The sequence below is a fragment of the Campylobacter sp. 107 genome, from assembly GCF_002383835.1.
Taxonomy (GTDB): domain Bacteria; phylum Campylobacterota; class Campylobacteria; order Campylobacterales; family Campylobacteraceae; genus Campylobacter_D; species Campylobacter_D jejuni.
In genome coordinates, this window is the sequence record NZ_NXBA01000020.1 from 233,696 (window position 1) to 248,918 (window position 15,223).

10 protein-coding genes and 1 tRNA gene are annotated in these 15,223 nt (G+C 33.5%); all 11 read right to left on the minus strand.

All coding sequences use genetic code 11. The annotated features are described in order from the left end of the window. Positions 1 to 6: 6 nt before the first annotated feature. The 11 genes from trpC to rpoB all read right to left on the minus strand — a co-directional run bounded on the left by trpC (position 7) and on the right by rpoB (position 15,187). A complete protein-coding gene (gene trpC / locus BGS40_RS03615) occupies positions 7 to 783 on the minus strand; it encodes an indole-3-glycerol phosphate synthase TrpC (RefSeq protein WP_002854779.1) in 777 nt (258 codons plus the stop codon). Next, entirely contained in the window at positions 780 to 2,057 is a 1,278-nt protein-coding gene (locus BGS40_RS03620) for a tetratricopeptide repeat protein (protein WP_060816301.1), read from the minus strand. The genes trpC and BGS40_RS03620 overlap by 4 nt, the downstream gene beginning before the upstream one ends. Beyond that, positions 2,030 to 2,404: a YkgJ family cysteine cluster protein gene (locus BGS40_RS03625; protein WP_002855009.1), complete on the minus strand. Its 375-nt coding sequence runs from the start codon at positions 2,402 to 2,404 to the stop codon at positions 2,030 to 2,032. Before BGS40_RS03625 ends, BGS40_RS03620 begins: the two co-directional genes overlap by 28 nt. Further along, on the minus strand, positions 2,394 to 3,095 hold the full coding sequence (locus tag BGS40_RS03630; protein ID WP_087691848.1) for a tRNA1(Val) (adenine(37)-N6)-methyltransferase: 702 nt from the start codon (positions 3,093 to 3,095) through the stop codon (positions 2,394 to 2,396). The genes BGS40_RS03625 and BGS40_RS03630 overlap by 11 nt, the downstream gene beginning before the upstream one ends. 5 nt (positions 3,096 to 3,100) lie before the next feature. Next, a complete protein-coding gene (locus BGS40_RS03635) occupies positions 3,101 to 3,247 on the minus strand; it encodes a hypothetical protein (RefSeq protein WP_096738380.1) in 147 nt (48 codons plus the stop codon). A gap of 17 nt (positions 3,248 to 3,264) precedes the next feature. Continuing rightward, positions 3,265 to 3,341, minus strand: a tRNA-Arg gene (locus tag BGS40_RS03640). A gap of 28 nt (positions 3,342 to 3,369) precedes the next feature. Beyond that, entirely contained in the window at positions 3,370 to 5,445 is a 2,076-nt protein-coding gene (gene fusA, locus BGS40_RS03645; RefSeq protein ID WP_002788669.1) for an elongation factor G, read from the minus strand. A 13-nt stretch (positions 5,446 to 5,458) separates the two neighbouring features. After that, complete coding sequence (gene rpsG, locus BGS40_RS03650) at positions 5,459 to 5,929, minus strand: 30S ribosomal protein S7 (protein WP_002779471.1); 471 nt, start codon at positions 5,927 to 5,929, stop codon at positions 5,459 to 5,461. 69 nt (positions 5,930 to 5,998) lie between these two features. Further along, entirely contained in the window at positions 5,999 to 6,385 is a 387-nt protein-coding gene (gene rpsL, locus BGS40_RS03655) for a 30S ribosomal protein S12 (protein WP_002782934.1), read from the minus strand. Between the two features lie 119 nt (positions 6,386 to 6,504). After that, the gene (rpoC, locus tag BGS40_RS03660) at positions 6,505 to 11,058 is read right to left on the minus strand and encodes a DNA-directed RNA polymerase subunit beta' (RefSeq protein WP_002884848.1); all 4,554 of its coding nucleotides are present in this window, start codon (positions 11,056 to 11,058) and stop codon (positions 6,505 to 6,507) included. Beyond that, positions 11,051 to 15,187, minus strand: coding sequence for a DNA-directed RNA polymerase subunit beta (gene rpoB, locus BGS40_RS03665; protein ID WP_002859036.1), 4,137 nt, complete (start codon positions 15,185 to 15,187; stop codon positions 11,051 to 11,053). The genes rpoC and rpoB overlap by 8 nt, the downstream gene beginning before the upstream one ends. Between the last annotated feature and the right edge of the window lie 36 nt (positions 15,188 to 15,223).

Sequence of the window (15,223 nt, forward strand, 5' to 3'; positions counted from 1 at the left end):
CCCTCCTTAAAGCAAAGCTTTTAAAGCCTTTCCTTCATCTTTTTCGCGCATAAAATATTCGCCGATTAAAAAAGCATCAACGCCTAAATTTTGCAAATGCTCTAAAAATTCTTTATTTTCTAAACCACTTTCTGCGATGATGATTTTTGAATTTGGGATTTGTGGGATAAGTTTTTCGCACAAACTCATATCCATAGTAAAATCCTCTAAATTACGATGATTGATACCAATGATATCCGCTCCAGCAAAAATAGCCTTACTCAAATCCTCTTTATCATGAATTTCAACCAAAGCCTCAAGACCTAAATGTCTTGCAAACTCAAGCAGTTTTTTAAGCTCTTTCATGCTTAGCATTTTAGCGATTAATAATACAAAATCCGCCCCATAAACCAAAGCTTCTAAAATTTGATACTCATCAAAGATAAAATCTTTTCTAAGTAAAGGAATTTGCGTATAACGGCGTATAAGACTTAAGTATTCTAAAGAACCTTTAAAAAAATGCGGCTCAGTTAAAACAGAAATCGCTGCAGCTTTGTTCTTCTCATAATTTAAAGCGATACTCAAAGGATCAAAGTCTTCTCTAATGACTCCCTTGCTAGGGCTTGCTTTTTTTACTTCTGCTATGATTTTAACTTCTTTTTCTACTCTTTTTAAAGCCTTAATCACATCTTTTGGAAAGAAAGGATTTGAAGCTAAAGAACGCCCTAACATATCATAAGGAAGTTTTAGTTTGCGTTCTTTTAAATCTTCTTTTGTTTTTTCAAAAATTTTATCCAATATCATGGTTTTATACACGCCTTTATCGCTTTTATATGAGCTTTGCTCTCATCAGAATTTGCAAATTCTTTATCATCTAATGTTTGTTTTAAAATTTCCCATGCTTGCTTACAATCACCTAGTTTATAATACCCCCAAGCTAAAGAATCTAAATAATACAAATTCTGTGGATCTTTTTCTAAGGCAAGTTTCACAAGCTCTATACCTTTTTTAACATCTAAATCATAATCTATAAGCAAATATCCATAGTAGTTTAAATACAAAGCATTGCTATCTTTATCGATAGCCTGTTCGAATTTTTCTTTTACAGAATCAATTACTTTTGGAGTGATTTTTTTAGCTTCATTTGCAGCTTCAAATTCAAAAACTGCCGCTCGTAGAAGATATTCTTTATTTTTTGTTTTATGATAAAGAGCTAAACTCATTTTTTTAGCATCATCAAAGCGTTTTAAATTCTGATACAAAGCGAGTTTAATGTCATCATCTAAATCATACTGCAAAGAAATTTTTAAAGCTTCTTCTGTTTTGCCTTGAGAATTTAAAAGCTCAACCAAAGCCAATACAAAACTTTTATTTTTGGTAAGTTGATAAAGCTCTTTATATATACTTTTTAAAGCTTCGATATTTTTTTCATCAAAATAAATTTTAGCAAGCAAGACGCAAGTTTTGAGAGTGCAACCATTGGTTTTTCTTGAAAATTCTAAAACATTTTTAATATTTAAAGTATCATTCAAAATCGCATAAATTCCTATGAGTTTAAATAAAATTTCTTCATTTTGCACTTGATTATAAGCAGATCTATAGTATTTTGTAGCATTTTTTAAATCATTTTTTTTAACCAAAATATCACCATAAAGCTCTAAATTTCTAGGATCGCTATCCTTTTTTGTTAAAAGCTCTTTCATAAGTTTTTGAGCATTGTTAATATCATTTGAATTTAAAGCATAAAGAACACTAAGCCGCTTAAGATTGTCATTTTGATTTAAATAAGGCTTTGCTAGATTATTTAACTCTGCTTGCCTGTCAAGATTGTTTGCTAAAGAAAGTAAAAATGCATTTTCTAAAAAATTAGTATTATTATAATCTTGATAAAGACTTAAAAATTCATCTCTGGCTTCTTTGTATTGTTTATAATACTCATAATTATAAGCCTTCATAACCCTTAAATCAAAATCATTGCTTTTATATTTTGTATAATCAGGATAAACAACATTGATTTTTGAACTTCCACAAGCTGCCAAAAAAAAGGCTGCTAAGACAAATAACAAATACCTATACATTCTTTTTCTAATTCCTTTTGATGTGTTTTAAAATATTCCCAAAATGGAAAAGTTCTGCATTGTTTTGGACGAAAATCGTAGATACTACAATTTCTTTTTTGAGTATCAAAAAAAATGCAAGCAAAGCCATCTTCACATTCGACTTCCTTAAAACTCATTTTAAAGCCCACTTTTCTCAAGTATTTTTCAGCAAATTCTTTGCTTTCTAAATTTAAATGCTTTCTTAATGCTTCTAATTCTTCCTTGCTCGCAAAAATATTGCCACTTTCTCCAGTGCAACACTTTCCACCGCATTTCTCACAAGCATTTTCATCAAAAGCATAAGAAAAATTTTTATCAAATATCATAACTTTTTAACCTAAATCTTAAGTGAATTTCTTGCATTTGTTTGCTTAAAATTTCATTTTCATATACAAAAAAAGGAGGTAAAATCTCACAAGGCGATTTTGAACCTTTTTTTACCTGTATCAAAACAAGTCTTGCTTTTTTGTTTTGATGTGTATGTACAAAGCAAAGCTTTGTTATTTTCATTTTCATATCTTTTAAAATAAAACAAATTTCATCTAAAGCTAAAGCTTCATAGCAAAAATACAAAGCACCATTTGGCTTAAGCATAGAATTTGTTTTAGCTAAAAAGCTATGCAAGGGTAAAAATTCCTGAAATTTACTTATAGCTTTATGCTGATCTTCACTCTTGTAAGCTCCTTGTCTATAAAATGGAGGATTGCAAACTATGAAGTCAAATTTTTTTATGATTTGAAATTGATTAAAATCATCATGAAAAATATCGCCTTGTATTTTGTTGGATTTTAAATTTTTTTCAATCAATTCTATATTTTCTTTTTGAATATCAATCAAAGATAAACTTAAATTTGCAATATTTTTTTTAAGTAAAATACCTATGATACCACAGCCCGCACCTACATCAAAAACAGCACCTTTAATTCCTTGTTTTAAAATAAAATCAGCTAAAATTAAAGAATCACTATTGTAACGATACCCTTGTGATAATTGTGCTAGCGTAATCAGATCTGACATATATTTTAATGCGTTGGAATTTTAATGCGTTTTGGAGATTGTTCTTTAAATATATTTCGTTCTTTTGTTATATTATCTTCTTTAAAATTTACTGGGCTTTGTGCTGCCAAAAAAGAAATTACAAAAGTTATAAAAAAAGCAATTTTTATCATAATAACACCCCATAAAATGGTGTCCACGGCGAGATTCGAACTCACGGCCTCAAAATTAGGAATTTTGCGCTCTATCCTGCTGAGCTACGAGGACAGAAAGCGGGAAAAATCCCGCTAAAAATTTAACCGTTTCTTTTTTTGATGATTTCATCTGCAACATTTTTAGGAACTTCATCATAGTGATCAAATTCCATAGAATAAGTCGCACGACCTTGAGTTTGACTTCTAAGATCAGTAGAATAACCAAACATTTCAGCCAAAGGACAAAATGCTGTGATGATTTTATTTCCACCACGCTCATCCATGCTATTTACTTGACCACGGCGTTTGTTAAGGTCGCCAATAACATCACCCATATAATCTTCGGGAGTTTCTACTTCAACTTTCATCATAGGCTCTAAGATCACAGCACCTGCTTTTCTAGCACCTTCTTTAAAGCCCATAGAAGCAGCAAGCTTAAACGCCATCTCAGATGAATCCACTTCGTGATAACTTCCATCATAAACAGTTACTTTAACATCTTCTACAGGATAACCTGCTAAAACACCATTTTGTAATGCTTCTTGAACACCTTTATCAACTGCAGGAATGTATTCTTTTGGAATCACCCCGCCTTTGATATCATTAACAAATTCATATCCACTACCTGGCTCAAGCGGTTCAAGGCGTAAGAATACATGTCCATACTGGCCACGACCACCTGATTGTTTGGCATATTTGTATTCTTGTTCAACAGTTTTTCTAATAGTTTCGCGATAAGCAACTTGTGGTTGACCTACTTCAGCTTCAACTTTAAATTCACGAAGCATTCTATCAACGATAATTTCAAGGTGTAACTCACCCATACCTGAAATGATAGTTTGGCCACTTTCTTCATCAGTTGAAACTCTAAAACTTGGATCTTCTTGTGCTAATTTATTTAAAGCAATAGACATTTTTTCTTGATCAGCTTTGGTTTTTGGCTCAACTGCAACAGAAATAACGGGATCTGGAAAATCCATTCTTTCAAGGATTACCTTATCTTTTTCACTTGCAAGAGTATCCCCTGTTAAAGTATCTTTAAGTCCTACAACAGCACCAATTTCGCCTGCGTAAAGCACTTTAATCTCTTCTCTTTTATTAGAGTGCATTTTTAACAAACGACCAATTCTTTCTTTTTTATCTTTAGTTGAGTTATAAGCATAAGAGCCACTTTCCAAACAACCACGATAAACACGCACGAAAGTAAGTTGTCCTACAAATGGATCTGTCATGATTTTAAATGCAAGCCCTGCAAACTCGCCATCATCAGTTGATTTTACAGAAACTTCTGTACCATCTTCATATTCACCCTTGATATTTGCCACTTCATCAGGAGCTGGCAAATAAGCCACAACAGCATCAAGTAAAGGTTGAACCCCTTTATTTTTAAACGCTGTACCGCAAAGCATAGGAACGATAGAAAGACTTAAACATCCTGCTTTAATCCCTGTTTTAATCTCTTCAAGACTTAATTCTTCTCCACCTAAATATTTTTCCATCAACTCATCTGAAGTTTCAGAAACTGCTTCTATCATTTTTGTGCGATATTCTTCTGCCTTTTCTTTAAGTTCAGCTGGAATTTCTTTTTCTACATAATCCGTTGGCTTAGTATCATCTTCCCAAACTAAAGCTTTCATAGTTACAAGATCGATTACGCCTTTAAAATTATCCTCAGCACCGATTGGAATTTGAAGTGGAACTGGATTAGCTTTTAAACGGTTGCGAATTTGATCTTCTACATTATAAAAATTTGCACCGATTCTATCCATTTTGTTTACAAATACTATTCTTGGAACACCGTATTTATTTGCTTGTCTCCAAACTGTTTCACTTTGAGGCTGCACCCCACCCACTGAACAAAATACCGCAACAGCACCATCAAGAACACGCATAGATCTTTCAACTTCGATTGTAAAATCCACGTGGCCTGGAGTGTCAATAAGATTGATTTGATGATCTTTCCAAAAACAAGTTGTAGCCGCAGAAGTGATAGTAATCCCACGCTCTTTCTCTTGCTCCATCCAGTCCATAGTTGCAGCACCATCATGAACTTCACCGATTTTATGACTCATACCAGTAAAGAAAAGAATTCTTTCAGATGTAGTCGTTTTACCCGCATCAATGTGAGCAGCAATACCGATATTTCTAACTTTTTTTAAAGGAGTATTTCTTGACATACACACTCCTTCCTTACCAACGATAGTGAGCAAATGCTTTATTTGCTTCAGCCATTTTATAAGTATCTTCTTTCTTCTTAAATGAAGCACCTTTGCTATTAGCAGCATCCAAAAGCTCAGCTGCAAGTTTATCAATCATAGTTCTTTCGCTTCTTTTTCTTGCAAAAGAAATAATCCAACGAATCGCCAAAGCTTGTTGTCTAGCAGGACGAACTTCAACTGGAACTTGATAGGTCGCACCACCAACACGACGAGATTTTACTTCTAATAAAGGCTTAATATTTTCAATCGCATCATTAAAAATATCAATACCTTTTTTCTCGCCACCTTTTTTATCGATAGCTTCTAAAGCACCATACATAATTGTTGTAGCTGTGCTTTTTTTGCCATCATACATTAAAGAATTAATAAATTTTGTGATTACTTTATTACCATAAATCGGATCAGGTAAAACTTCTCTTACCGGAGCTTTTCTTCTTCTCATTATTTTTCCTTCAAATTTTAAATTTTACTCAAACAAAATCAAATCTAACGGATTTGTCTGTATGAATGATTATTTTGCAGCGCCTGCTTTAGGGCGTTTAGCACCATATTTAGAACGAGAAACTGTTCTTTTTGCAACACCTGCTGTATCAAGAGCACCACGAACGATGTGATATTTAACCCCTGGTAAGTCTTTTACCCTACCACCACGCACTAAAACAATGCTGTGTTCTTGTAAGTTATGACCTTCACCGCCAATATAGCTGATCACTTCAAAGCCACTAGTAAGTCTTACTTTGGCAACTTTTCTTAACGCTGAGTTTGGTTTTTTAGGTGTTGTAGTATAAACCCTAGTGCAAACTCCCCTTCTTTGTGGACAATTTTTAAGCGCTGGAGATTTAGATTTTTCTAAAACTTTTTTGCGCTCTTTTCTAACCAATTGATTTATGGTAGGCACAATAATTCCTTTCTTTAAAAATGTAATAAACTTTGGATGATATCTAATTTTTGCTTATATTTTAGTTAAAAAGATTGAAAATGAGGAAATATAGCCCCGAAGGGCTATAAAATAGAGTTTTATTCTTGTTCTTTAAGTTTTAAATTTTGTTCGCCATAAAGCCCTGTTCCAACAGGAATCATTCTACCTAGAATAACATTTTCTTTTAAATCTTCTAAGTAGTCAAATTTACCTGCTATACTTGCTTCAGTTAAAACTTTGGTAGTTTCTTGGAATGAAGCCGCAGAAATCACACTATCACTTCCAATCGCTGCTCTTGTTACACCTAAAAGCACAGGTTCGGCAATAGCTGGTTCTCCACCCATTCTAATGATTCTTTCATTTTCTTCACGGAATTTACGTCTTGAAACCAAATCACCTTCAATAAATTTCGTATGTCCACTATCTACAACTTTTACTTGTCTTAGCATTTGAGAAACGATAACTTCTATATGTTTATCAGAAATCACAACACCTTGTCCGCGATAAACTTGCTGAATTTCAGAAATCAAATAATAATGTAAGGCTTTTTCACCTAAAATTTTAAGCACATCATGACTCGAAACAACTCCATCTGTAAGTTTTTCACCTGCATGAATAAACTCTCCATCTCTTACTTGAATATGTTTTGATTTGTCGATTAAATACTCAGCACTTGTTCCATCTTCTGCTTGGATAATAATTCTTTCTTTAGAACGCAAAGGCTTATCAAAACGAACAACACCATCAATTTCTGCAATCACAGCCGCATTTTTTGGTTTTCTTGCTTCAAAAAGTTCAGAAACTCTTGGAAGACCTCCTGTAATATCCTTTGATTTAGCTGCTGCTTTTGGAGTTTTTGCTAAAATATCTGCTTGAGCAATTTTATCGCCATCATGAACAAAAATAACGGTTTTTGGTTCAAGGTGATAACGCACAGCTTTATCACCTTTTCCTGCAATTACCAAAGTTGGTCTAACTCCGCTAGGTAAATACTCATTAATTACTAAAGAACGCTTACCTGTAGCTTCATCAATTTGCTCATCAGCACTATAACCTGCTTCAATATCCTCAAAGCTTACAACACCATCAATTTCTGCAATGATAGTATTATTATAAGCATCCCATTCTGCAATCACTTTTCTTTCTTTTTTAGGAGCACTTGCAATGATAGTATTTGCGTCATCGATTTTTTCACTATCGTTAAATTCTATCTTAGATTCTCTTGGGATATAGTGTCTTTTTGCTTCTCTATCATTTTCATCAGCAATCACTACAAAGAATCCTTTTTCTTTAACAATATCACCTTTTTTAACATTTTTTACTCTATCTAAACCATCGCCTTTAAGGATGTAAAATTTGAGTGTTCCTTTTTCGCCTGCTTTGATATTTTGAACTACAGGCTCGCCATCTTCTACTAAAATTTCACTCGCAAAAGGAATACGATTTGGTACATTCCAACCCTCTTTAATCACTTCTACGATACTTTCATTTTCTTCTACTTGCATGCCGCTTTGATATGGCAAATAAAGTTTTCCATCTATACTGCCACTTACACCTGCTAATTCATTTGGTTTAGCAAGATCGTATTTTCTTAATATGTATTTTACTTCTTGTTTTTTATCTTTAATAGAAACAATCACATCTTCATGAATATTTTCTATATTAATCACACCTTTAAATGGAGTTTTGATTTTTGGCTCCACAAGTAAAACCGCCGCATTTCTACGATTTGCTACGATATTTTTACCTTCTTTGTTTTTATAAGTTTTAAGATTATAAAATCTTATAAAACCTTCTTTTTGTGCGCTTACTTGTCTATCTTGTAAATCCGTACTTGCAGTTCCCCCGCTATGGAAAGTTCTTAGAGTTAGCTGCGTTCCTGGTTCACCGATAGATTGAGCGGAAATAATTCCCACTGCTTCGCCTGGTTTTACTAATTTACCTTCACCAAGATTGATACCATAACATTTTGCACAAATTCCTTTTTTAGCTTTGCAGGTAATAGGAGTGCGGATATTGACACTTTTTATACCGCTTTCGCCAAGAATTTTTGCTTTTTCCTCATCCATTAAAGTACCTTCTGCAAAAAGCACAGAATTTGTAATAGGATCAATCACATCCTCAGCTAAAACCCTACCTAAAATTCTTTCTTCTAAAGTTTCTATAATAGAACTATCTGCGGTAATTTCATTGATTTCAACACCCTCATGTGTTCCACAATCTTCAATGGTAATTTTTACATTTTGTGCAACATCGATGAGTTTTCTTGTCAAATAACCCGCATTTGCTGTTTTAAGAGCGGTATCTGCAAGACCTTTTCTAGCACCGTGAGTTGAAATAAAGTATTCAAGAACATTTAGCCCTTCACGGAAATTTGAAATAATAGGCGTTTCGATAATAGAACCATCAGGTTTGGTCATAAGTCCTCTCATCGCAGCAAGCTGAGAAATTTGAGCTGCACTACCCCTAGCACCAGAATCTGCCATCATATAAATAGAGTTAAAACCTTCTTTATCTTTTTCTACAAGCTTCATCATTTCTTTTGAAAGAACATTGTTTGTACTTTTCCAAATATCAATGATTTTATTGTATCTTTCCCCTGAAGTAATCAAACCGAGATTATAAGAATTTTGAATTTCTCTTACTTGTTTTTTTGCTTCATCGATAGCTTTTTGTTTATCATTAGGAACAATAATATCTGCAATCGAAATTGAAATACCTGCTTTAGTTGCATATTCAAAACCTAAATTTTTAAGTCTATCCAAGAAACTTGCTGTAATCTCTAAACCACCTTGTTTATAAACATAATCCACAAGCGCAGCAATGTCTTTTTTCTTTAAGACTTTATTCCAGCTATTTTCAGGCACAAAATCAGGTAAAATGGATTTAATAATCAATCTTCCTGCTGTAGTGGTAATCTTTCTACCATCTACCATAGTTTGTATACTCGCATGAATATCCAAACACTTGCTTTCAAGCGCCATCATCACTTCATCAATACCTGTACAAATTTTATGCGAACCTTTAGCACCGGCTTTTTCCAATGAAAGATAATAAATTCCTAAAACCATATCTTGCGATGGAACGGTTACAGACTTACCGCTTGCTGGCAAAAGAATATTCATTGATGAAAGCATAAGCACCTTACATTCCGCAATGGCCTCTTGAGAAAGTGGCACATGCACCGCCATTTGATCCCCATCAAAGTCTGCGTTAAATGCTGCACAAACCAAAGGATGAAGTTGTATAGCCTTACCTTCCACTAAAACAGGATGAAAAGCTTGAATAGAAAGTTTATGTAAAGTAGGCGCACGGTTTAGCATAACAGGATGCCCTTTTACTACCTCTTCTAAACATTCCCAAACTTCATTGGTTTTATTTTCTATCATTTTTTTAGCTTGTTTTACTGTGGTTGCATAACCTTTTTCTTCAAGCTTAGCTAAAAGATGTGGCTTAAAGAGCTCTAAAGCCATTTTTTTAGGTAAACCACATTGATCCATTCTAAGTTTTGGACCTACAACAATAACGCTACGACCTGAGAAATCCACCCTTTTACCTAGTAGATTTTGTCTAAAACGTCCTTGTTTCCCTTTGATGATTTCACTTAAAGATTTTAATGGGCGTTTATTTGCTCCTTTTACAGCATTAGCACGACGACCGTTGTCAAAAAGTGCATCAACAGCCTCTTGAAGCATTCTTTTTTCATTTCTGATAATGATTTCAGGTGCATCAAGTTCCATAAGTTTTTTAAGACGTGTATTTCTATTGATAACACGACGATATAAGTCATTCACATCAGAAACTGCAAATTTTCCACCATCTAAAGCCACTAAAGGACGCAAATCTGGCGGTAAAACTGGAAGATTTGTAATCATCATCCATTCAGGACGATTTGGTACGGCTTCATCACTATCGGTATTGGCGTTTAAATTTGAATTTAAGAAATTTTCTACTACTTTTAAGCGTTTAATGATGGTTTTTTTCTTAGCCTCTGAATTTGTAGCCGCCATTTCTTCTTTAAGCTGATTTAAAAGTGCCACAAGATCTAAATTTGCAAGTAAATCACGAACAACTTCTCCACCCATTCTTGCTTTAAAGCCACTATTTTCATAGCGTTGCATTAAATTTTGATATTGCTCTTCGTTTAAAACATCACAATATTCTACTTTTTTGGTGCTTTCATTATCATAGAAAGCATCGCCTGGATTTTCAACGATATAAGCTTCATAATAAAGCACACGCTCAAGATCTTTCATCTTAACACCCAAAAGCGTTCCTATACGGCTTGGAAGAGAATTAACATACCAAATATGAGCCACAGGAGTTACAAGCTCGATATGCCCCATTCTAGAACGACGCACTTTTGAATTTGCTACTTCAACACCACATTTTTCACACTTAACGCCTTTAAAACGCATTTTTTTGTATTTACCACAAAGACACTCATAATCTCTTATAGGTCCAAAAATCTTTGCACAAAAAAGCCCATCTCTTTCAGGCTTTAAGGTTCTATAATTAATAGTTTCTGGTTTTTTTACTTCTCCATAAGACCATGATTTGATTTTTTCAGGACTTGCAAGTCTTAGTTGAAATGCTTCAAAATCTCTAGGTCTTGCATCTTCTTTAATTTCTATTACTTTAAATTTACTCATTATCTTCATCCTTATCAAAAATCTCAACATCTAAAGCAAGAGATTTAAGCTCATTGGTTAATACAAAAAATGTTTCAGGAATTCCTGTTGCTGGAACATTTTCACCTTTTGTCAATGCTTTATAAGCACTAAATCTACCTTCTACATCATCTGATTTTATGGTTAACATTTCTCTTAAAGTGTGAGCCGCTCCATAAGCTTCAAGTGCCCAAACTTCCATTTCTCCAAATCTTTGTCCCCCAAAGAGTGCTTTACCACCCACAGGTTGTTGGGTAACCAAGCTATAAGGTCCTGTACTTCTTGCATGAACTTTTTCATCAACCAAGTGATGGAGTTTTAGCATATACATACATCCTACATGAACACGCTCTGCAATTTTTTCACCTGTGCGTCCATCATAAAGTTCTGTTTTGCCGTCCATATCTATCTTGGCCATTTTAAAAAGCTTGCTAAATTCTTCTATATTTACACCTTCAAAAACAGGAGTAGAAAATTTAACTCCTTTACTCCAGTCTCTAGCATAGTTTAAAAGCTCTTCATCGCTTAAGCTTTTAATAAATTCTTTTTCGTTTGCAAGTCTTGGAATAGAACAAATTTCAAGCATTTTCGCTCTTAATTCTTTAAGAAAATCTTTTTGCTTTCTATCAAAAATTTCTTGAATTTGATCCCCAAGTCTAAGTCCAACTAAACCTAAATGACTTTCTAAAATTTGACCTATATTCATACGACTTGGAACGCCAAGTGGATTAAGCGCAATATCCACGCTCTTACCATTTGGCAAATAAGGCATATCTACTTCAGGAACTATAGTTGAAACTATACCTTTATTTCCATGACGTCCTGCCATTTTATCACCGACTTTAAGCTTTCTTTTTGTAGCAATATAAACTTTAACAAGCTTAATTACCCCACTTGGTAAAATATCATCTTTTTCTAAAATTTCAAGCTTTTCATCGTGTTCTGCTTTTAATTTTTTCTTCTCATTTTGGAAATGATTTTTTAAATCATCGTATTCTTTTTGAATCTCTTTAGAATAAGCTTTAATCAAAGTTGTTAAAGTAAAACGATTGATTTTTTCAAGTTCGCTAATATCTGCAGTTTGTCCTTTTTTATAATTTTTATCTCCAATTTTTTGATCGCTATTTAAAGAGGCTTTGGAAAGAAGAGCACAAACACGAAGCATTTCTTCTCTATCCATCATCAAAAGTCTATCATGATGCTCTTTTTCTAAAGCCATTTTTTCTTTATCATAAGATTTTATTGCGCGATCATCTTTTTCATAGCCTTTTTTAGTGAAAATTTTAACATCCACAACAACACCCTCTAAAGAAGCGGTTGCATAAAGGGATTTATTCACAACATGTCCTGCTTTTTCTCCAAAAATCGCTCTTAAAAGTCTTTCTTCAGGAGTTGGTTTAACCTCACCTTTTGGAGAAACCTTACCCACCAAAATCATACCTGGTTTGATATGGGTACCAATTTTTGCAATACCGCTCTCATCAAGATGCGCAACATCTTCTTCTTTTACATTTGGAATATCTTTGGTAATTTCTTCTATACCGTCTTTTAGTTCTCTTGCTTCAATTTCTTTTTCATAAATGTGCACGCTTGTAAAAGTATCTTCACGAATAATTCTCTCACTTACAACTATAGCATCCTCATAGTTATAACCATTCCAAGGCATAAAAGCGATTAAAGCATTTTTACCTATAGCAAGTTCGCCTTGATCCATAGAAGGACCATCTGCGATAATTTGTCCTGCTTTTACTATATCACCTTTTTTAACAATAGGGTGTTGAATATAATTTGTATTTTGATTGGTTCTTAAATTTTTCTCCATAGTGTAATGGTCAATAAATGGACCTTTATCATCTTCACCTAAAATGAAAATGCTTTTATTATCCACTTTCTCAACCACACCGCCACGCTTTGCTTTAACAGCTTCCCAAGCATCACGCGCAATAATTTGTTCCATACCTGTTCCTACTATCGGAGCTGAAGCAGTAAGAAGTGGCACAGCTTGACGTTGCATGTTTGAACCCATTAGTGCTCTGTTTGCATCATCGTGCTCTAAAAACGGAATCAAAGAAGCCGCAACCCCAACAACCATACCTGAGCAAAGATCGATTAATTGCACTTCTTCGCGTCTTGCAAGTATAGTTTCACCATCTTGTCTAGCCTCAACAAATTCTTCTACTATATTGCCTTTAGCATCAACCTTAGTTGAAGCTGGTGCGATAAATAAGCCTTCTTCTTGTGTTGCTGTAAGATAAACAACTTCATTAGTCACTTTACCATTTACAACTTTTCTATATGGTGCTTCAACAAAGCCAAGTTCGTTTACTTTTGCATAAGTAGAAAGAGTGTTAATCAAACCAATATTTTGACCTTCAGGTGTTTCAACTGGACAAATTCTACCATAATGTGTCGCGTGAACATCACGCACTTCAAAACCTGCTCTTTCTTTTACAAGTCCACCTTCACCAAGCGCTGATAAACGACGCTTATGAGTAACCTCGCTTAAAGGGTTGGTTTGATCCATAAATTGCGAAAGCTGACCTCCTGTAAAAAATTCAATGATAGTTGTAGTAATCATTTTAGGATTGATTAAATCATAAGGCATTACTTTATCAAGATCCGCATTTAAAGAAGTAAATTTATCTCTGATCGCCTTTTGCATTTTTGCAAGACCTAAATGAAGTTCATTGGCTAAAAGTTCACCTATAGAACGGATACGACGATTTCCTAAATGATCTCTATCATCAATATGTCCTTTACCATTTTTTACTTTAATTAAATATTTTGCAGTTTTAATAATATCTTCATTAGTCAAAACAGTAACATACTCAGGTACTTCAAGACCTAATTTATGGTTCATTTTCATACGACCTACCTTGGTAAGATCGTATCTTTCAGGATTGAAGAATAAATCATTTACAAAAGCCTTCGCTGCATCTTTTACCACAGGTTCACCTGGGCGCATAACTTTGTAAATTCTAATCGCAGCTAAATCATTTTCATCATCGATATTTTCACTTTGTTTAAGAAGTTTTAGAGTTTCTCCATCTTGAGCAAAGGAGTTAATAATCGCTGCATCAACGCCATTAGCCAAGTCATTTGCTATATCAAAACTTTTTTGCTCTTTAATCTTAGCAAGCTTACTCTCATCTAACAAAGTTAAAGAATCAAATAAAACCTCTCCACTTTCTTTATCAATAATAGGATTTGCTAAATAACGATTAAGTAAAATTTCTACAGGATATTCTATCCATTTTAAACCGTCTTTAATAAGCTGTTCTGCTTTTTTCTTTGTAAGTCTTTTTCCAGCTTGATGAACGATTTTTCCTTTTTCATCTTTAATATCATATTCTATTCTATCCATAAAATCATTTGGATTAAATTCTGTTAAAAATTTATCTTTTTTCACATGTATAGTCTGAATAGGATAAAACAACTTAATAATATCTTGTTTTTTATACCCTAAAGCTCTAAAAAGCATAGTTACAGGAACTTTTCTACGCTTATTGATTCTTACATACAAAACATCTTTGGCATCGTATTCAAAATAAAGCCACGAACCACGATCAGGAATAATTTGTGCTGTATAAACAAGCTTATTTGCAACCGTTGAACTTTCTTCTTCTTTAAAAATAACACCAGGGCTTCTATGTAATTGATTTACAACCACCCTCTCAACCCCATTAATGATAAAAGATACACGATCTGTCATTAAAGGAATTTCGCGGATATAAATTTCTTGTTCTTTAATATCTTTTACGCCAACTTTTTCCCCTGTTTTTTCATCTTTTTCATGCAGAGTAAGACGGATTTTCATTTTTAAATTTACAGAATAAGTCAAACCTCTTTCCATGCATTCGCGAATGGTATATTTTGGCTTGCCTATTTCACTACTAACATATTCAAGACTCAATCTATTTTGCGGATCATGAATAGGAAAAATTGATTTAAAAACTTTTTCTATACCACTTTCACCATTATCAAGATTTAAAAAATAATCAAAACTCTTTTTTTGTAGTTGTAGAAGATTTGGGATTTCTATTTGTTTTGAAATGTTTGAGAAGTCTACTCTTAAACGATTTCCTAATTTATTATCTAACATATCGCACATACCTCATGGTAAATTTTGTAAATTTAAAAAAGAAGA

Coding starts and splice junctions, on each gene's coding strand:
- BGS40_RS03620 (WP_060816301.1), bottom strand. CDS start 2,057: ATGTATAGGTATTTGTTATTTGTCTTAGCAGCCTTTTTTTTGGCAGCT.
- fusA (WP_002788669.1), bottom strand. CDS start 5,445: ATGTCAAGAAATACTCCTTTAAAAAAAGTTAGAAATATCGGTATTGCT.
- BGS40_RS03625 (WP_002855009.1), bottom strand. CDS start 2,404: ATGATATTTGATAAAAATTTTTCTTATGCTTTTGATGAAAATGCTTGT.
- BGS40_RS03635 (WP_096738380.1), bottom strand. CDS start 3,247: ATGATAAAAATTGCTTTTTTTATAACTTTTGTAATTTCTTTTTTGGCA.
- rpoB (WP_002859036.1), bottom strand. CDS start 15,187: ATGTGCGATATGTTAGATAATAAATTAGGAAATCGTTTAAGAGTAGAC.
- rpoC (WP_002884848.1), bottom strand. CDS start 11,058: ATGAGTAAATTTAAAGTAATAGAAATTAAAGAAGATGCAAGACCTAGA.
- trpC (WP_002854779.1), bottom strand. CDS start 783: ATGATATTGGATAAAATTTTTGAAAAAACAAAAGAAGATTTAAAAGAA.
- BGS40_RS03630 (WP_087691848.1), bottom strand. CDS start 3,095: ATGTCAGATCTGATTACGCTAGCACAATTATCACAAGGGTATCGTTAC.
- rpsG (WP_002779471.1), bottom strand. CDS start 5,929: ATGAGAAGAAGAAAAGCTCCGGTAAGAGAAGTTTTACCTGATCCGATT.